General features: G+C 48.4%; 17 protein-coding genes. 14 read left to right on the forward strand and 3 right to left on the reverse strand.

Going from position 1 to position 19,207, the window contains the following annotated elements:
• The first annotated feature begins 69 nt into the window (after positions 1 to 69).
• Positions 70 to 3,831: a DUF5057 domain-containing protein gene (locus tag EAT1B_RS13580; protein ID WP_015881128.1), complete on the forward strand. Its 3,762-nt coding sequence runs from the start codon at positions 70 to 72 to the stop codon at positions 3,829 to 3,831.
• A gap of 22 nt (positions 3,832 to 3,853) precedes the next feature.
• Positions 3,854 to 4,498, forward strand: a complete 645-nt coding sequence (locus EAT1B_RS13585) for a hypothetical protein (protein ID WP_041917999.1) — start codon at positions 3,854 to 3,856, stop codon at positions 4,496 to 4,498.
• A gap of 45 nt (positions 4,499 to 4,543) precedes the next feature.
• Here the strand turns inward: EAT1B_RS13585 and EAT1B_RS13590 are convergent, their stop codons facing one another.
• From EAT1B_RS13590 to EAT1B_RS13600, 3 genes are read right to left on the reverse strand one after another with little or no spacing between them, the layout of a single operon-like run.
• A complete protein-coding gene (locus EAT1B_RS13590; RefSeq protein WP_015881130.1) occupies positions 4,544 to 6,193 on the reverse strand; it encodes a hypothetical protein in 1,650 nt (549 codons plus the stop codon).
• A 16-nt stretch (positions 6,194 to 6,209) separates the two neighbouring features.
• Entirely contained in the window at positions 6,210 to 6,773 is a 564-nt protein-coding gene (locus EAT1B_RS13595) for a prepilin-type N-terminal cleavage/methylation domain-containing protein (RefSeq protein ID WP_237708244.1), read from the reverse strand.
• A complete protein-coding gene (locus tag EAT1B_RS13600; protein ID WP_015881132.1) occupies positions 6,721 to 7,176 on the reverse strand; it encodes a prepilin-type N-terminal cleavage/methylation domain-containing protein in 456 nt (151 codons plus the stop codon). Before EAT1B_RS13600 ends, EAT1B_RS13595 begins: the two co-directional genes overlap by 53 nt.
• Positions 7,177 to 7,333: 157 nt before the next feature.
• Between EAT1B_RS13600 and EAT1B_RS13605 the strand changes: the two genes are divergently transcribed.
• The 12 genes from EAT1B_RS13605 to EAT1B_RS13665 all read left to right on the forward strand — a co-directional run bounded on the left by EAT1B_RS13605 (position 7,334) and on the right by EAT1B_RS13665 (position 19,151).
• Positions 7,334 to 8,554, forward strand: a complete 1,221-nt coding sequence (locus tag EAT1B_RS13605) for a G5 domain-containing protein (RefSeq protein ID WP_015881133.1) — start codon at positions 7,334 to 7,336, stop codon at positions 8,552 to 8,554.
• Positions 8,551 to 8,841, forward strand: a complete 291-nt coding sequence (locus EAT1B_RS13610; RefSeq protein ID WP_015881134.1) for a hypothetical protein — start codon at positions 8,551 to 8,553, stop codon at positions 8,839 to 8,841. The genes EAT1B_RS13605 and EAT1B_RS13610 overlap by 4 nt, the downstream gene beginning before the upstream one ends.
• 1 nt (position 8,842) lies before the next feature.
• Positions 8,843 to 10,513: a GspE/PulE family protein gene (locus EAT1B_RS13615; RefSeq protein ID WP_015881135.1), complete on the forward strand. Its 1,671-nt coding sequence runs from the start codon at positions 8,843 to 8,845 to the stop codon at positions 10,511 to 10,513.
• The gene (locus EAT1B_RS13620; RefSeq protein ID WP_015881136.1) at positions 10,506 to 11,543 is read left to right on the forward strand and encodes a type IV pilus twitching motility protein PilT; all 1,038 of its coding nucleotides are present in this window, start codon (positions 10,506 to 10,508) and stop codon (positions 11,541 to 11,543) included. Before EAT1B_RS13615 ends, EAT1B_RS13620 begins: the two co-directional genes overlap by 8 nt.
• 6 nt (positions 11,544 to 11,549) lie before the next feature.
• On the forward strand, positions 11,550 to 12,767 hold the full coding sequence (locus tag EAT1B_RS13625; protein WP_015881137.1) for a type II secretion system F family protein: 1,218 nt from the start codon (positions 11,550 to 11,552) through the stop codon (positions 12,765 to 12,767).
• A 140-nt stretch (positions 12,768 to 12,907) separates the two neighbouring features.
• Positions 12,908 to 13,387 (forward strand): prepilin-type N-terminal cleavage/methylation domain-containing protein, encoded by a 480-nt coding sequence (locus EAT1B_RS13630; protein ID WP_015881138.1) that lies wholly within the window; start codon positions 12,908 to 12,910, stop codon positions 13,385 to 13,387.
• An 87-nt stretch (positions 13,388 to 13,474) separates the two neighbouring features.
• Positions 13,475 to 14,227, forward strand: a complete 753-nt coding sequence (locus EAT1B_RS13635; RefSeq protein WP_015881139.1) for an A24 family peptidase — start codon at positions 13,475 to 13,477, stop codon at positions 14,225 to 14,227.
• Between the two features lie 12 nt (positions 14,228 to 14,239).
• Positions 14,240 to 15,811 carry a pilus assembly protein PilM gene (pilM, locus tag EAT1B_RS13640; protein ID WP_015881140.1) on the forward strand — a complete coding sequence of 524 codons (1,572 nt, stop codon included), beginning with the start codon at positions 14,240 to 14,242 and terminating at the stop codon, positions 15,809 to 15,811.
• Entirely contained in the window at positions 15,808 to 16,515 is a 708-nt protein-coding gene (locus EAT1B_RS13645; protein WP_015881141.1) for a hypothetical protein, read from the forward strand. Before pilM ends, EAT1B_RS13645 begins: the two co-directional genes overlap by 4 nt.
• Positions 16,516 to 16,654: 139 nt before the next feature.
• Complete coding sequence (locus tag EAT1B_RS13650; protein WP_015881142.1) at positions 16,655 to 17,239, forward strand: nucleoside triphosphate pyrophosphatase; 585 nt, start codon at positions 16,655 to 16,657, stop codon at positions 17,237 to 17,239.
• Positions 17,240 to 17,259: 20 nt separating this feature from the next.
• Positions 17,260 to 17,889: a DNA repair protein RadC gene (radC, locus tag EAT1B_RS13655; RefSeq protein ID WP_015881143.1), complete on the forward strand. Its 630-nt coding sequence runs from the start codon at positions 17,260 to 17,262 to the stop codon at positions 17,887 to 17,889.
• A 431-nt stretch (positions 17,890 to 18,320) separates the two neighbouring features.
• A complete protein-coding gene (locus EAT1B_RS13665; protein ID WP_015881145.1) occupies positions 18,321 to 19,151 on the forward strand; it encodes a DUF2785 domain-containing protein in 831 nt (276 codons plus the stop codon).
• Positions 19,152 to 19,207 lie beyond the last annotated feature (56 nt).

Genomic DNA, 19,207 nt, shown 5'->3' on the forward strand with positions numbered 1-19,207 from the left:
ATAGATGTATATTTTTTCAAGTGGGTGGGATAATTAGTAGTGAAGACTAAAAATAGGGAGGACTATACATTGCGTAAACTCATGCATGTGGTCATAATCTTCATTTTACTATTTTCGTTCGTCCCTCAAACTAAATTCGTAGAGGCACAAGAATTACCGAAATATAAAGTTTTGTATTTAAGAGATGCGTATACAGCAAGCAATGTATTGACTCAAAAGGCTTTAGATACGGCGATTGAATCATATAAAAAGACACTCGTAAGTGATTTAAACAGCTTGAACAAGCTTGAGATTGACTTTATGACGGTCAAGCAATTCAATGCGACTCGTTTCCCAATGGATGGGGCTTACGATGCAATTGTGTTGGGAAGTAGTCCGCTTGAAAAGAAATACCAAGAAGCGCTTGATGACGTGAATAAAATCAAATCAACATCAAATCGAAGTGCAGAGCACGATACCACAAAAATTTTAAATGATTTAACCGATTTAAAGTTAGGTGAAATTACTGATTTTTATGTGAAAACAGGATTACCGGTATATCTTCATAAAGATGTGACACTTGGTAGTAAAAACGTGAAACAATTATCTACACTGAAAGAATTCACGAACGTGAAACAATTTGCTACTGATCAGGCACTCATTTCTGAATTGGTAAAACAACAGAGTAATCGTCCCTTGTTGGCGAATGTCGAGGTCACGTATAATCAACAGCCACTTGTGAATAATACTGTTAAAATTAAGGACAATGAGCGGAAAGCGTTTCAGTTCAACTATCAATTTGTAAACCCACCAACATCGAGTACGATTGTTGAACTGTATATCGACTTCAATCACAATGATCGCTTTGATGCTGAAGATAAAGTGAGGGAAGTAATCGCAAGCTCAACAAATCAACTTGAGTTTCGCTTATCTCGACCTACGTACACTGGACCTAAAAACTGGATGATTGTTGCCAAAGATACTGTCACGGGACGTAAAGATTATAAAAAAGGAACATTCCTCTATATCGACAAGAAAGTCGAAGCGAATATTTTACAATTAACTGCGGGAACAACGAGTAATGGTAAAATATCTGACTACTTATCGAATATGTTGACAGACGGCAATGGTCAATATCAATTTACATTAAACAATGGGACGACCAGTGAGTTTCAATCAGGGAAATTTGATCAAGGATTGAGTAATAACACATATGATATGCTGATTTTTGGATTTCAGGATTCATATAACACGCAAGGTAGCATGAATGTTGCTGCAACGTCTAAAGTTAAATCGTTTTCTGAAACGGGACAAGGCGTTATGCTGACGCACGATACAATCTTCAGATCTGGTGGAGGAAACTCGGCCACTTCTGAATGGGAACGTCAATTTGTCAATGAAGATTCTACAAAAAATATTTCAGGGCAACGAATTTACACAAATATAGGCTATGGTGCACCACAGCCTACGAAAGTGATTGAAAAAGTACAGGATGGAATTTTTACTTCTTATCCATATGTGCTAGATGATGTGCCAAAAGCTATTTCCACAACGCACAACCAGTACTTCACACTTGATTTGAACGACCCTGCAGTGACCCCTTGGTATAACTTATCTGCTGATAATAGTAAAAATAACAATCAGCGTTCATACGGAGATGCAAGCAACCATTACTACACGTATACAAAAAACAACTTCACCTACTCCGGTGCAGGGCACACGAACAAGTTCTCGGTAGAAGATGAGAAAAAAATCTTCATCAATACGATGTATCGCGCCTTTATCGGGGCGAATCATAAACCTTACAACGTGATTGAGTCCGTCAGTGATTCAAACCAGTCCTATACCTCTGCTGATTTAAAAGCCGGGACTGTTGAAGTGACTGCTGGACAAGACGTTAAATTGATGTGGCGACCGAGTGATTATGACTTCCAAGACTTGTTCCTCAATTCAACCATCACATATAACGGGAAACAGGTCGCATTCGAAAACTTACGTAACTACGAAGTCAAAGAGTTTACGATTCCGGCAGCGGATGTTGTCGCAGACCGACCGATTGAAGTGAAGATCGAGACGTCCGATCAACGGAATGCGAAGGTGATTGATACGTTCACCATCAACGTCAAACGTGCGGAGAATGTTTCCGACTTGATTCAAGTGTCCCGTTCGATTGACCCGTCGACGATCAACTTATACGAAACGGGAACGATTCACTATCAAGTTCAATATCCGGAACGTTTCGACCGATTACCGAATCAGTTGGGCGATAAGTTTTTACGAGTGGATTTAACGACCTTCACAGAAAAACTACCAAGCCAACTCGAAGTCGTGGCGATTCGTGATGCGAACGGAAAAGAATATCCTGTCACGAACCCGAATGAAATCAAGTTACAGCTGAAACCAGACTTGTACTATGAACGAAACGGGAACACGAACATTTTCCTCCCGAACGATAGTGGAAATCGAACCGTGAAGTTTGAAGTAGTCGTTCGAGCCATCGAGCCTTCTGCTTCACTCATCCAATTGAAAAAAGCGGATAACCAATTAACGTCGTTGATTGAGTATTCGAAGAAGCGTGATCACATTTTAGATAAGCACAATGACTGGGATAAGGAACTAGAGGTTCAATCGTCATTCCCAGACTTGCTGATCAATATCGGGGCGCCGTACGCGTACGAAGCGAAGATTCCTGACGTCACGTTACAAATCGGGGCACAGCAGATTGTGAGTCCGACCATCACGGATGCGAAAGGCAACACCTTTACGAACCCGAAATGGAAAAGCTTGAAGTGGGAAATCGTTGATGCGAACGGTGTTGCGAAACTCGTCACCCAAGGAAACAATGCGATTGTGACCGGTTTGAAAACAGGAACTGCGAAATTGCGATTGACAATCGATCCGGGCGATAAGAAACCTCTTGTCATAGCTGAGTCGAAAGTCAATGTCATCAGTCCGCCTGAGCAACTCGCCATCCCGTCGACAGAGCTATATGTCGGTCAAACGACTACCGTGACACCAAAAGTCATGCCCGAAACGGCTCAATACAAGTCGGTTCGCTATGTCGTCGAATCCGGGGATAGTGTGAAGTTTGAACAAGTTGGAAACAACTTGAACATCATTGGACTGAAACCAGGTACGACTCAGTTTAAGGCGACTGTGGATGTCGGTGACCTCTTCGGTGGCTTAAATATCGCTACTCCGAGCACCTTCTTTACCATCCAAGTCAAGGCACCATCCTTGAGCCAAACGCCGAGCCAACTCGACCTTTGGGTATGGGATAGTTTGGACGAAGAAAAACGTGTAAATGAAGTTGCCTCGATTCAAGTGACCTCAACACCAACCGTATCCATTCCGTTTGAACGAATCGGGTCCATCCCATCTGCTCTAACGGTGACACAAAGTGCGACAGGATATGAATTACGTGCCAACCATGGCTACGGAACTAATGGTGTCGTGACAGACATTCCGATTCAGACGACATTCGATGACAATGCGTTACGAAACATTCGTTCTAACACGTCGGTTGTCCGCGTCAACGAATATCCGAACCAATTGATGTCAAAAGACATGACAATCAATATTGGGGAAGGGACGGCACCAAGACCACCGCTCCTTGAGTACTGGCCAACGACTTCGACATGGCGTGACTATCGCATGGAGATTGTATCCGGCGAAGAATATGTTCAAGTGAGTGGATCAGGAAAAGAGTTGATTCCAGTGAAACCGGGTGTGGCGAAAGTGGAAATCTACACGACGCTTCCGGCTGGAAAACCGTTTGAAGCCGTGAAGGACACGTTTTATGTACGCATCATCCAAACGAATGCCTCAGGACAGGATGATGACCGTTATTAAGTGAATGGCAGAAAGTTGGCGAATGATGAATCGCAAGCGAATGATGATTGGCATCACCGGATTGATTCTCGTCATCGGATTGGGAGGGCTCCTGTACTGGAGTCAATCCCAACCCGAGCTCTCGCAGTTATCCGGTGACGATTTAGTAAAAGAAGTGAGTCAACGCTCTTCGGTGACAGAAGAAGAATTGACAGATTTACAGGCAAGGGAAGAATGGGAGGCCGTCCGACTTATTCTAGAAGACAAAAAAGTTGTGCCGACAGCCGAGCAATTCGCCACGGCAGTGACGCTCGCACCTCTAGACGTGATTGAAGCATACTTCGAGCAAGGACTTGACCCATTCGAAGAAGTGGAAGGGATGCCCGTCATCACACCATTGTTCAGTGCGAACGGCAGTCCGGATCAATGGAAGTTGGCGATGCGTTACGTTGAAGACGAACGACTTCTTGGGATTGCGGTCGACTCGTTAAACCTCGATGCGGTTAAAGAACTCCTCGGGAAAGGCTATACGATTCAAGATACTGAATCGGTGTTATTGCAGCCTGTTCGTCACAATCAAGTCGAGTTGACGCAACTACTTCTCGACAACGGCGCGCAATGGACGAAAGCGATGGAACAGACGGCCAAAGACTACAACTCGGACCTCATTTTAAAGATGGGGAACTAAAAAATCGGCTTCTTCTCAATCAGAGAGGAGGCCGATTTTTTGAATTCATTTCAATTGAACGGGATGACTGACGAAGAATTGAAGTTGATTCGTGACAGGGAGTGTTTCCAATTGATTGAACACGGAATCGTTATACGTCAGTTTCAATCGAGACTTTTCGGCCTCGTGAGCTGGAACTTGACGGTCGAAGTTCTCAGCTGGACTTAAGCCGTTGCCCCCAGTAAATTCCCCTCTAAAGACGTTCACTTCGAGTGGTCCCTTACTATACAGACCTCCGTTGACTTCGAGAATGGATCCGACCGCATACACATAGGTCGGTTCGTTCGAGTCACTATACATGAATGCCTGGAGCGTCGTCGGTGTGTCGTCAAACTCGTTGATTCGGTTCAACAGAATCTTTCCTTTAGATAACAGGATGAGCGAGTTCCCTTTGTCTGCATCAATCGGAAGAATATTGGCACGGTCAATGAACGTATCACCGAGCGTGTAGACCGTCGAACTGAAGGAGACGTTCCCTTTAATGGTCAAGTCACCACGTACGATCAGGGGCCGTGCAATCGTCAGCTTCTCAAGGGATTCAATGACGACGTCCCCGTCGAAAAGGAGCGGGGCATTCGACTCGGTGATGGATTCCGTGACGTACATGGCACGATCGGAAATGGCATCCGGTAATGTCACGATGGTCGGGTCGATGAGTGCGTTATAAGCATCCGCCCGTAAGTACGAAGTCGGGCGTTCGATAATCGAGGTCCCATCTTCCGATAAAACCCTCTCGAGTTCGAATACTTGATCGGTCGAGCGAATCAGACCTTCTCCAAAGACTTTTGAGTCGACATTGTTGGTGTAGGCGAGCGGTGTGTCAAGTCGTCGATTTAAAAATTCGATGATTGAATAGTCGTATTGGAATGGAGAAAAGCGACTCGGGGACACCCCAGCGTCCGCCTTCTCGCCAGCTTGTTCCGTACCTACCGTGAAGTAGTTCTCTTGCTGGCAACTCAAGCAATCACTCAATTCGACTAAATCGATTCGGCCATTCAAGTGAAGGCGACTGGAATCGACATTTTCAATCTGCTTCGCCACACCATCCAATTGGAAGTTCGCTTGACGCATGAAAGCGAGGGGACCACCTGAATAGATATTTCCTTGAATCGTCGGCATCCCGTTCACATTCAACTGTTGGTCGGACCCGAGGACGTAGTATAAAAAGGACGGGAGAGCCGTCAAGTACAAATCTTGCGTGTATTCAACGGTGAGTTCCGGTTGTTCCGGGTTCACTTGTCGCGATGCCGTGACGTTCACTTGGAGAATCGTCGTGAACGGTGCTGTTTGAATCGTGGTATCCATCGCATCTTTCTTCAAATCAATGGAATAGCGGACCTCGCTGTCTGTCGTCAAATCTGTAAACGGCTCGTCACTGACAAGGAGTGATTGTACTGCCGTTTGAAATGCCGCTTCTGACTCCATATGTGTCGGGACTTCCGCTTCTCCATGGAGCGGGAACTGGGTCCGAACCTCATCGGCGATGAGGCGAAGTGCACTTTTCGCATCTTCATTCAGCTGTGTATCTTCTGTTCGGATGACAGTCAATTTATTCGTCGCCAAGTTGACTTGCATGGCCGCAAGTGACAGAACGGCGAGGGCTGCCATCGTCACGAGGACAAGCACGAGGACATATCCGTCTTCACGTTTTCGCATCAGGATGCCTCCTTTCTTAGAATGGGATGGAGCTTTCAAATGTCGTAACGGAATCGGGATCGTTCGACTGAGTCAAATCCATCTCGATTTCGATGAGTCCACCGGTCATGTACGTAGGGCGTCTTGGATCGAACACGGGATCTTTTAACTGGATGGTCATCCGTTCGACCGTGATTTGTGGATTGGAAGGCGTAAATGAATCCTCTGAGAGAATCAAGTCGGTCGGCACGTACCCCGCCTCCCGGTAAATCATTCCGGCCTCCGAGATGCCTGGAGCGGACAAACGATAAAATTGAAACGAGCCGTCCACTTCCGTCACGGCGTCAAATTCGGTCCGGTTCACGTCAGAGAGCACGGAGGCAATCAAATAGTCGGCCTCGCTTCTAAGGTCACTCGTCTCGTTCGTCATTTGAAAACCGAGCGTTCCAGTGATAAAGGCCGTGATGATGACGCCGCTCAAAATCGAAGCGACAACGACCGTGACGAGCAACTCGACGAGCGTGAAGCCGTCTTCACGTTTCTTCATCTCAGTCAGTTGTCGGGACAGCCGTTTCAGGGAACGGTTCGCGTAATGTCGCATTCGAAATGACTCCTTTCAAAGTGACGGGGTTTTGCAAACGGTCGGTCGTCACCGAAATTTCAACTTCAATGGTATGTCCGGGTGAAGTGGACAGCGATTGAATGGTTGAGACATACGTTTCCCCATGGATTCGTGTGTCTCTACAAAAATCGCACGTCGGGCTGATCCCGTCCCTATTCAACAATTGACGCAGTTCGAGCGGTTCATCAACGGATGCGGCCCGTCGATTTAAAGTATGTAGCGTATTTTGCGCCACTTGGTTCGCAATCGTTTGATTGAGACTGTCGTGTGTCGTCTTCAAACTTTGGCTGAAAATCGAAAGTAAAGAAAATGAGACAATGGAAAGAACAACGATGGAGACGAGCACTTCGACGAGCGTAAAACCTTTTTCGGAATGCGACAAGACATTGACCTCCTATTCAAAAAAAGTAAAACAATCGGAAAATAACGTATGCAATACTGAATTAAATGTTATTTTTTGTACAATACATATTATACTAAAGTTATACGCTGAACGGATATATAGAATAGAAGTCGGATTAGACACGGGGGGATTTTACATGAAGCGGTATGGGATGCATCTTATCATTTTGATTGGACTCGTCGTACTCGTGACATTACCGACGATCGGACTCGTCAATTATTTAGACGCGTCCGCTGAGTCGAGTGCTACATATAAAGAAAACACGACGGTCGCGGGTGTCGACGTGTCAGGGATGACGAAAGAAGAAGCGAACGTTCGTCTTGATAATGCGATTAAAGATTTTAATACGGCACCCTTTTCAATCAATTTAATGGATGGGACGGTCATGGAGGTTGGCAAAGAGGTCGTGACGTTCGATGTATCGAATACGTTAGACTCCATCAAAGATAAAGGTGCCTATCCTCTATTGACATCTGTAGATGAAACGAAAGTCGAGCCTTATCTCGAAGGTCAGCCTGTGACGTTGACGATGATTGCCCCGGCGTTGATGGATGCCGCATCGATGTTGGAGTCATCTGTGACATTAGAGCAAGTCGCGGCGGAAAGCGAGGTTGTCGCCTCGTTCACCGTGAGCCCGACACCAGCCATGCAGTCAGCACTTGATCGGATGAACGGATTCGAGATGGCGGCGGGAGATATCTTCAGTCTTAAATCGTTCGGAGAAGATTACGAGGCGCTCACGACACTCGGGTCTTCATTCTACCGCATGTTTGCGGCGACACCGTTCGCCATTCTTGAACGTGTACCGCATGAAACACTTCCTTCCGGGGTGGAACTGGGCTATGACACGAAGGTCGATGAGCGTTCGAACTTTGCTGTTCAAAACCGAGAAGACACATCGTACGCCATCCTCGTCTTGAATGAAGGGGGTTCTGTGACGGTCCAATTGCTCGGGCAACCGTTTGACGCCGCTTTCGAGGCGAGAGTGGAAGAAGTGAAGGCGGTACCGCATCAAAAAGTCGTCCGTTTCTCATCATCGCTCCCATCAGGAAGTTCATCGGTCACCCAGTCAGGTCAAGATGGACAGTCAGGTAAGCTGTATCGTGTCACGGTGACTGAAGAAGGGGAGACGATGGAATTACTCGGGTTTGATTTTTATGCCCCGACACCGGAAATCGTGACGAAGAGTTCCGTGCCGCTTCCGCCACCAGATCCGGTCGAACCGGTCATTCCGACATTCCCGGATGAGGACGAGGAGGAAGAAGACCCGTTCCCGAATGATTCGAACGACGACCCGTTTGAGGCAGAACCGCCAGTATTAGAAGAAGAACCTGCAGAAGAGGAGGCAGTCGGATGATCGGCTATTTGATTTTACTCGGCTTTTGGGTACTCGCCACACTGACGCTGTTCGCCTTATCCGTTCCGATGATGCGAAAACGTGAAACGAAACTTGTCATCAGTCTATGGACGGCACTCTTATCTAGCGGCGTCTACGTGATGGTAGAGGAATCACTCGTACAAACATGGTGGGTATGGGTGGTTCTCGTTGTATTGTTGATTGGAGGGGTGGCTGCGAGCGTCTTTGTCGAAGAACGGAATGACAAGGCCGAGCAGGAGGAGGCTCCTCAAAGGATGGTGAAGTAACGTGAGACGAACAAAACGAAGATTAGGTGAGATGCTGATCGAGGCTGCGCTTATTACGACGAATCAGCTCGATGAGGCGCTTGAACAGAAGCGTCCCGGAGAAAAACTAGGGGACGCCTTAATTCGACTAAACCATATTACCGAGACACAGTTGATTCAAATGATTCACGAACAGTTGCATGTGCCAATCATTGAGTTGTACTCCTATGACATCAATGTGACGGTCACGAAGCTCGTACCGAAAGCATTGGCACAAAAGCACGATATCATGCCATTTGAATTGAATGGGAATACGCTTCATGTCGCAACGGCCGACCCACTCGATCTCATTGCCATTGATGACGTCCGTCTTCAGACCGGGATGAACATCGAAATCGGCATCGCGACGAGAGAGCAGATTCGAAAGACGATCAGTCGATACTACGAGATGGATCACTCGCTCGTCGAAATTTTAAAAGAGGATGCTCCCGAAATCGAACGACAAGAAACAATCAGTCGAGACGATGCACCGATTATTCGACTCGTGAACCAGTTGTTCTTAAGTGCCATCGACCAACGCGCTTCGGATATTCACTTCGACCCGCATGAGAAACAGCTCCACGTCCGTTTTCGAATTGATGGGGACTTGCGCACCGAGACGGTCTATCCGAAGAAGATTCAAAGCGTCATGCTGACGCGTCTCAAAGTCATGAGTAACCTCGACATCACAGAAAGTCGCCTACCACAAGATGGGCGAATCAAGTACACGCTCCGCAATCGCGCCTATGATTTCCGCGTCTCGACGCTCCCGACGATGTATGGGGAGAAAATCGTTATTCGGGTCCTCGATTCATCGCAAGGACTTACCGATTTGACGAAACTCGGATTCGGCGAACGAAATGAACAGGCGTACCGTGACATGCTGAAACGTCCGAACGGGATTATTTTGATCACCGGTCCGACCGGTTCAGGGAAGTCCTCGACATTGTACGCTTCGTTGAAAGAACTGAATGATGAGACGAAAAACATCATTACGGTAGAAGACCCGGTCGAGTATCAACTTGACGGCATCAACCAAGTTCAGGTCAACTCGAAAGTCGGCTTGACGTTCGCGTCAGGGCTTCGTTCGATTTTACGTCAAGACCCGAACATCGTCATGGTAGGAGAGATTCGGGATACGGAGACGGCTGAGATTGCCATTCGTGCCTCGCTCACGGGTCACCTTGTTTTGTCAACGCTACATACGAATTCAGCGATCAGCTCCATCACCCGTCTCGTCGATATGGGTGTCGAACCGTTCCTTGTCGCCGCTTCGACGACGGGACTTGTGGCACAACGACTCGTTCGACGCGTCTGTCGTGACTGTGGTCAAGTCGAACCGGTATCGAAGAGCGAACGTAGCCTGTTCGACGCAGAGGGTGTACACATCGACCACATCGTTCGGGGGAAAGGCTGTGCGTCATGCAACTTCACAGGGTATCGTGGGCGCCTCGCCATTCACGAAGTCGTCCCAATCGATGAAGGCTTGCGCCGGATGATCATGAACCAGGCGACCGAGTCTGAGATGGTCGACTATGCCAAGTCACAAGGAGCGACATTCCTCCTTGAGGACGGGTTAGAAAAAGTCGCCGCCGGTCTGACGACGACTGAAGAAATATTACGAACGGTCATTACGGAGAATGCTTATGATTAATCAATCGATTGAAACCATTTTGACGAATGCGGTCGAGAAACGTGCCTCGGATATTCACCTGACAGCCGGTTCCCCACCGATTATTCGAGTAGATGGGAGTCTCATTACGATGGGCGAGGAGAAGGTATTGCCGCACCATCTTGAAGGATATTTAAAAGAAATTATGACCGATGATATGCGCGAACGTCTCGAGCATGATCGGGATCTCGATTTTTCGTTCGGTGTCCCACGTGTTTCCCGTTTTCGGGTCAACGCCTACTATCAACGAGGCACGATTGCCATCGCATTCCGGTCCATTTCCGGGGAAATCCCGACATTGAACGAGCTCAATCTGCCGACGGTGCTGAAGCGTTTGATTGAGAAACCACATGGTCTCATCTTGGTCACGGGTCCGACGGGTTCAGGGAAATCGACGACGCTCGCGGCGATGATTCATGAGATTAACCGCACGCAGCGAAAGCGGATCATCACGCTAGAAGATCCGATCGAGTATTTGCATTCCCATGATCAAAGTATCGTCGACCAACGGGAAATCGGCTCTGACGTGATGAAATTTGTGAGTGGTCTACGGGCTGCCTTACGTCAAGACCCGGACGTCATTTTGCTTGGGGAGATGCGGGACTTGGAGACCATCTCGACGGCGATGACCGCCGCAGAGACAGGGCACCTCGTCATGGCGACGCTCCATACATCGAGTGCGATGTCGACGGTGAGTCGAATCATCGACGCATTCCCAGCAGAGCAACAAGACCAAATCCGGACACAACTCGCCAACGTCCTGCTTGGCGTCGTGAGTCAACGGTTATTTCCACGGATTGATGTGCCGAAAGGCCGCGTCGCCGCCATGGAAATCATGTTGGGGAATCCGGCAGTTGCCAACTTGATTCGAAATGAAAAAGAGTTCCAGTTGCCGACCGTCATCCAGACGAGTCGCCAACACGGGATGCAGTCGATGGATGCCGCCATCGAACAACTCGTTCGACAAGGGATTATCAACCCGAACGCCGTCCCGACAGAAGAGATGAGGTGATGAGTGATGGCGATATTTCAGTATGAAGGAAAACTCCTGAACGGGAAGCGTAAGAAAGGTCGCATCACGGCCGTTTCGCTTCGGGAAGCGAAAGAAAAGTTGCGTCAAGAGTCGATTCTCGTAACGGACTTGTCCGAGCTCGAGTCGACCGGACTGAACATGGAAGTGAACCTGCTTCCGGAACGGGTAAAAATCGAGCACTTGATCATGTACGTCCGTCAGTTTGCGACGCTCATCCGGGCGGGTGTCCCGATTGTTCGTGCGACTTCAATCTTACGGGTTCAGACCGAATCGAACGTATTGAAGAAAGCATTGAGTCAAGTCGAGGACGACTTGAAGGAAGGGATTGCCTATTCTGAGGCGATTAAAAAACACCCACGTGTCTTTTCGAACTTCTTTAGTTCGATGGCACTTGCCGGGGAGACGAGTGGGAACTTGGAGGAGGCGCTCGATCAAATCGGGCTCCAACTCCAAAAACAATATGACGTGAAGCGGAAGGTCATTTCTGCCCTCACGTATCCGTTGGTCGTTTCCATCGTCGCCATCGGCGTTGTCGCCTTTTTGATGGTGAACGTCGTTCCGACATTCGCGAGCATATTCGGTCAACTCGGCGGTGAGCTTCCGCTCATCACACGAATTGTTGTCGCTGTCTCGGATTTCATCGCGGCCTTCTGGTGGCTGTTACTTGGACTCGCGATTCTCGGAGTTCTCACCTTCACCTGGATGTTGAAACGGGACCGGGAACGGTTCGTCATCGATGGCTTGCTATTAAAGATGCCGATTTTCGGAACGATTGTGATGAAGTCTCAGATTGCCTTGTTGACGCGAAGTTTAGCGGTCCTCCTACAGGCAGCCGTCCCGATTTTGACGGCGATTGAAATCACCGAGCGAATCGTATCGAACCGTGTCATCCGGAAAGGGTTGACCGAAGCGCGTGAGATGATGGCGCAAGGTGTACCACTTCACGAACCGCTCATGCGAAATGCGAACTTCCCGGCGCTCATGACACAGATGATTGCCGTCGGGGAAGAGAGTGGAGATTTGGATTCGATGTTGAACGAAGTTGCTGAGTTTTATGAGACGGAGGTCGAGACGACAACGGACCGCTTGAAATCGATTATCGAGCCGCTTCTCATCGTCGTATTGGCAAGCGTCGTCGGGGTCATCGTCATCTCAATCGTCGTCCCGATGTTCCAAATCTATGGTGATATTCAGAATCAGTAAAGCAATATGCAAGCTTTTGAAAATATACCTTTTCAATACTATATTTAGAAGGTATAGTAAAATTGTTCTACTTCTATATTAGGTCTTAAGTAATTTATTTAGTTTAATCACAGCACATTACGCAAAGGGGAGAATGAATCATGGTAGAGAAGTTGAAAATGATTTGGCAAGATGCCAAACAGTTAAAAGATGAGCGTGGACTTACACTCGTCGAGTTACTCGTCGTCGTCGTTATTTTAGGGATTATCGCAGCCATCGCAGTCGTTGCGATTGGTGGGATCATTGAGAACTCGAAAGAGGATGCATTAAAATCTGATGCAAAACAAATGGTAAGTGCGGCGAAATTGTATGTCGCTTCAAATGATGTTGCTAATGGCACAGTATTAGTATTTGCTGGAACACCTGATGCAACTGCTACTCCAAAAGATGTAGACACTTCTTCTTATATTGAAACACTAAAAGATCCGTATGGTTCATCTGGTTATTCAGCAGCTGGAGTAAAAGTTGCAAAAAGTGCAGATGGTAATTATTCATACTCGGTTTATATTGATGGAGAAAAGAATTTGGGAACTAAAGCTGCTCCTGTAGCAGAAACTGCTATTTCTTCAACATCACTTTAAATTGTTTATGCCGGCTGGCGCTGGGCACTCGCTCAGCCTAGCCGGTTTTCTATTTTTGGCATATACTGACAAAAGGAGGATCCTTCCTTGATTGAATCGATTGGATTCCTATATAGCATTGTCCTCGGGGCGGTCATTACATCGTTCACCAACGTCGTCGGGCTCCGCGTGCCACGTCAGCAATCGATCGTGACGCCGCGGTCACATTGTCCGTCTTGCGGTCACGAATTGTCACCGTGGGAACTCATCCCGATTTTCGGCTATCTCGCCTTAAGAGGCAGATGTCATGGGTGTGGCGAGCGGATCGCGCCGACGTATCCGATTTTTGAATTACTTGGAGCCATTGGATATGGCTATAGCTTTTCACTCTACGGATTCAGTGTGACGACGCTACTCGCGTTCGCTTTCTTGTCGACTTTACTCGCTTTGGCGATGTCTGATTTATCGACGATGCTCGTGCCGAATGTCATCTTGAAATTCACGGCACCGGTATTACTTCTCCTCACCTATCTGACAGGAGCATCTTGGTGGAACCCGCTTGTGGGGGCGTTGCTCGGATTTTCGCTCCTCGCGACCGTCTTTTTCGTGTCAAAAGGGGGACTTGGGGCAGGCGACGTCAAATTGTTTACTATGATTGGTCTTGTGCTCGGTCCGCGTGACGTGCTCGTCGCCTTGTTTTTATCAAGTTTGATTGGGGCGATTGTCGGGATCGGGTTGATGATGACAAAAAAAATCGGGCGAAAGCAGCCGATTCCGTTCGTCCCGTCGATTGCGCTCGGGACGATGTTGACGTTTTGGTTTAGTGAAAGTTTTTTTGATTGGTATTTTGAGTTGATGTAGGGGGAAACGATCATGAGTCGTGGGATAGAGAAAGGGACGGTCACGTATTTTTCGTTTGATGCGCTCAGCATCCACGGGGCCGTCATCAAACAAGGGGTGTTCAAACGAAGCGCCTCGGTTCAGTTAGCAAAAGATGCATACGGAGATGGGAAGATTCTCGATGAGACGGCGTTCAGTCTCGCTTTCGATGAGCTCTGTCGCAAATTGAAAGTAAGACGTGGAATGACGTGTGCCATCGCATTGGACGAGACCGAAGTGTTGTCACGAAAAGTCGAGATTCCTTCTTCGATTCCGAAGGACGAGATTCGTGGCTATCTCTTCATGGAAATCGGGAGCTCGATCATCTTGCCGTTCGATGATGTCTCGTTCGATTATGAAGTGTTAGGAGAAGACGGAGTCAAGACGGACGTCATGTTGCATGCCGTTTCGATTGAATTGACGAAATCGCTCCGCGCGTATATGAAGAAACGCGGTCTAGCGTTGAAGAAAATCACGCCACGTTCTGTCGCGGTCGCCAATGGGGTCATGCGTTTATCGGAGATTGATCCGCTTCAATCGACACTACTCTGGCATATCACGCCGTTTTCGCATCAATTGCTCGTCCTTGAGGAAGGGCAGATCCGTTTCATCCGCTCGATCGAACTAGACCTCCCGTATCAAGTCGGGACGAAAGATGGTGTCGTGACCTATACATATGATGGGACAGGCGAGATGAAGGCCAATCAGTTGGATGACTGGTTGAACGAACTCGCTCGTTTCCTCGACTTCTATCGGTATTCTCTGCGGACGGACGGTCGGGCTATCGATGAGTTATACGTTTCGGGAACTGTCCCGGAAGTCGATGACCTCGTCCGTATGATTCAGTCTGAATCCCTCGTCTCTGTGACGCGCGTCGAGCAACCGCTCGCTATCGCCCATGGGACACCGCTATCGCATCAAATGTTGCCACTCCTCGGGATGGCGATGCTTCAACGCGATCGGGACACGAACTTCATCAACTCGACAGACGTGACGCTCCGCTGGCCAATCGTGACGGGTCTCGTCGCCCTTCTCCTTGGAGGAGGGGCAGCCGGATACTTGTATTATGAGGTCGGCCAACTTGAGGCAGAACAGACGCGAATCGAAGAAGAGTTACAGCTCGTCCAAATTTATCAAACGGAACAAGTGAATTCGAAAGCGCAACAAGTGCTCTCGCTCGACCAGACCGTGACGGCGTTGACCGACATGGAAAAGGATGCGGTGCCTGCACTGCGCGCGTTGACTGAGCAGTTGCCGCCGACGGGCTACGTCTTGACGTATAACTACGCGGACGGCTCCATCATGAGCGTTCGGACCCAGTTCGAGACGTTAGAGGACTTGAACGCATTCCAGCGCTCGCTTATGACCGATGAGCGATTCCTCGACGTCAAACTCCTCGGTGTGACGACGGAGTTGAAAGCGGATGTGGATTCAGAGGAAGAGGAGAACTCGTTAGAAGAAGAGCCGCTCCCACGCTATATCGGAGAGTTCACGTTCATGTTCCAAGACGTTGAGGACGAGTTAACAGAGGAAGAGGAGACGGATGAGGAGGTGGTGAGTCAATGAAACGTTCGACAATCTATGCGTTATTTGCGATTTGCCTCCTTGCCGCAATCATCGCACCGGCTTACTTTGGCTATACGTATTACGTCAAACAAGGAGAAGTCGAAGCGCTTGAGCGCGACCTCTCGCTCGAACAAACAAAACTGGAGTTGTTGCGTCAAGAAGGGAAAGCCGTTGATGTAGCGGACTCTCAGACGCTTCAGACACGCGTTCCGACAGTTCCTGCCCTCGACACGGTCGTTGAGGCGTTGTCACAGGCAAGTCTTCTTGCGGGTGTCAATGTGACAAGTATCGCATTTGCGGATGGCGTCGTGGCCGAGTCGGAGGTGCCAGAAACGGTCGAGCCATTCAACCCGGCTGACGTGAGTGCGACAAACGAACCGGCTGAACCGACGGACGTTGCACCCGTCAATGCCTCGACGGTTCGTTCGACGGTCAACTTACAAGCAGAGACGTATGAAGCGCTCGTCTCGTTCTTGGAGTCGATCGAGGCGATGAATCGGATTCACGTGTTACGGACGATTCAATTTACCGGACCTGCCGAGACGGGACCGAATACGGTCGAAGAAGTGCAGTCGCTTGAGTTTACGGTCGAGCTCGATGCCTTCTATCGTCCGGACCTCGACCAACTCGTTCCAGACCGTTACATTCCGGAACCGGTGTTTGAGCAAAAGGATATCCCGGTATACGACTATACGACACCATAAGTCGCACGTCCCTTCGCAATTGGAGGGACGTGTTTTTCGTCTCGGGTGATTGTGTTTAGGAGGCACGATGCCTACAATCAACAGAGAAGACCGAAATGGGAAGGAAACCCGTTTTGGAAGAAGAGAAGGAGTCGATACAATGAATTCAACACAGAAGCGTGTCATTCTCGCCTCGATGTCACCACGACGCACCGAGCTGTTGACGAAAGCAGGAATCGAACATGAGGTCATCCCGTCGACCGTGAAGGAAGGGACGGACGGTCGGGAGACACCGAGTGATTATGTCGCTCGTCTGGCTCGCGAGAAAGCGATGGACGTGGCAAGGCATCACCGTGATGCCATCGTCATCGGTGCGGACACGGTCGTCGTCTTGAACGGCGTCATATTGGAGAAGCCGACAGACCGGGAGGATGCGAAACGGATGCTGGAACGATTATCCGGTTCGACCCATGAAGTGCTGACGGGTGTGAGTATCATCGGTAAGACCCAAGATTTGTTCGTCACGACGACACATGTGACATTTGCGGAAATTCCTGAGGCATGGTTAACGGATTATTTAGATTCGACAGAGCCCTACGATAAGGCGGGTGCGTATGGGATTCAAGGATCGGGTGGTCTCTTCGTCGAAGGAATCGAAGGGGATTTCTACAACGTCGTCGGCTTACCGATCCATCCGCTCGTCAAGACGCTCGACCGGCATGGGGTGACGCCTCGCTTCCTGTGAACTTGAAAGTAGGTGAAGGAATGACCATGGTGCTTGACCGTAGTGTAGAGACCGCCATCGCCAGATTGCTTCAAATCGGAGGACGGGGCCCGGACCCGATGGAGACGGCTCGTCGTATCTCGGACGTCTACCCGACGTTACGGGCGCTGTCACAAGCGTCCGTTCACGATTTGTGCAAAATCGAAGGGATGACGAAGAAGAAGGCAGAGCAACTCCTCGCCGCATTCACAATCGGGATTCGATACGTCGAGGAACCGAAAGCGAGTATGCCGACGATTCGTTCGCCGCAAGACGCCTATGAGTTGTTGCGAGATGAATTGAGACTGTTGAATCAGGAGCATTTCGTCTGTTTGTATTTGAATACGAAGAACCAACTGATTGCCCGGAAGACGCTCTTCGTCGGTGGTCTCAACTCGTCCATCGTGCACCCACGCGATGTGTTTCGTGAGGCGCTCAAGTTGTCGGCGGCGTGCTTTATCGCCGTGCACAATCATCCGAGCGGGGACGCCACCCCGAGTCGGGAAGACATCGAAGTGTCTGAACGGTTGGTTGAAGCAGGCAATATCGTCGGCATCGCCTGTCTCGACCACGTCATCATCGGGGAAGACCATTACGTCAGCATGAAGCAGCGGGGATATATGAATGGATAAGAAGTAGAAAGCAGGCATCGTGATGTCTGCTTTTTTGTGTTTACGAGAGTGCTGACACCTCATTAAATTTTGGATATAGTTGGAAAATGATAAGTGGAGATGTAAAATTCGAAGAGAGCAGAAATGATTATGAATTACTTTGCGCACGGGAGGTGTCTAATTTGTCGCGTATTACGATATGGAATGTGATCGGATGGGGATTTCTTCTTTTCTTAGCAGTCAGTAAATCCTTTTTCAGTGAGCAGTTGTCCTTGATCACGACTGGTCTGGGCGGATTGATTTGTTTGATGTTGAGTTTGTGGATGATCTATTCCGGAGGAGAAGAGTCATCACAACATCCGAATGAAAGATCTGAATGAACAGCGCTATTTAAACTGTCATTTGGCCAAAGAGTAGATGATGAATCAAATTGAGAAGAGCGGTGTACGCATATGAATGTATTGTCGGAAAACGAATTAAAAGAAGTCCTCCAGGTAATGAAAGATGGGGATTTGACGTATTACGAAAAAAACAAAGAAGCCATTCTCACAAGCATGGTTCAGCATATCGGGTCACCGGACGGTGGACTCCGTGATCGCCTCATATACACGATGTTCTTTCGCCTCATCATCGAACAAAAAGACATCGATTTCGACAAGATGAGTGAACTCCTTGAGACGTCCTTGCATGATCTTTTATTTCATAGAATTGAGGAAACGCAGTCGGACGCTGTCTTTACGAGAGCGTTCACGACTCTATTGATGGCTTTGATTCTGCATCGAGACGTTGAAGAGGATTTTTTAACAAAAGACCAATTCCAGCAGGCAGCGGAAGGTTTGATTCGATATCTTCAGCTCGAGAGAGATACAAGAGGTTATGTGAATGGCAAGGGATGGGCCCATTCGATTGCCCACGCGGCAGATGCGGTGGACGAACTGATTGCAAATCCGAAACTGGATCCGAAGTCGTTTCCGGAACTCTTCCACGTCATCATCAATCAAATCATGCGTTCTGATGTATTGGCGCATGATGAAGACGAACGTCTCATCAATCCGCTCCTACGGTTACTCGAACAAGGGATGGATTCTGAAGTCATTCATCGCCATGTAGAGCAGCTTCCACATCACTTAGAAGAATGTAAGCAACATCTTGATGAGGAAAAATATTGGTACGTCGTCCATAATGTGAAAACATTCTTGAAGAGTCTATATGTCCGTTTAAACGAAGAGCAGCGGCATGACCTAATCCAACCATCTATTCTCGCCACACTGAAAAAGTTGTGATGTGATCAAGGAACGTAGTTTACTCTAATCGAATCTGGATGTTGATTAGAAAACAA

The organism is Exiguobacterium sp. AT1b, assembly GCF_000023045.1.
GTDB lineage: Bacteria > Bacillota > Bacilli > Exiguobacteriales > Exiguobacteriaceae > Exiguobacterium.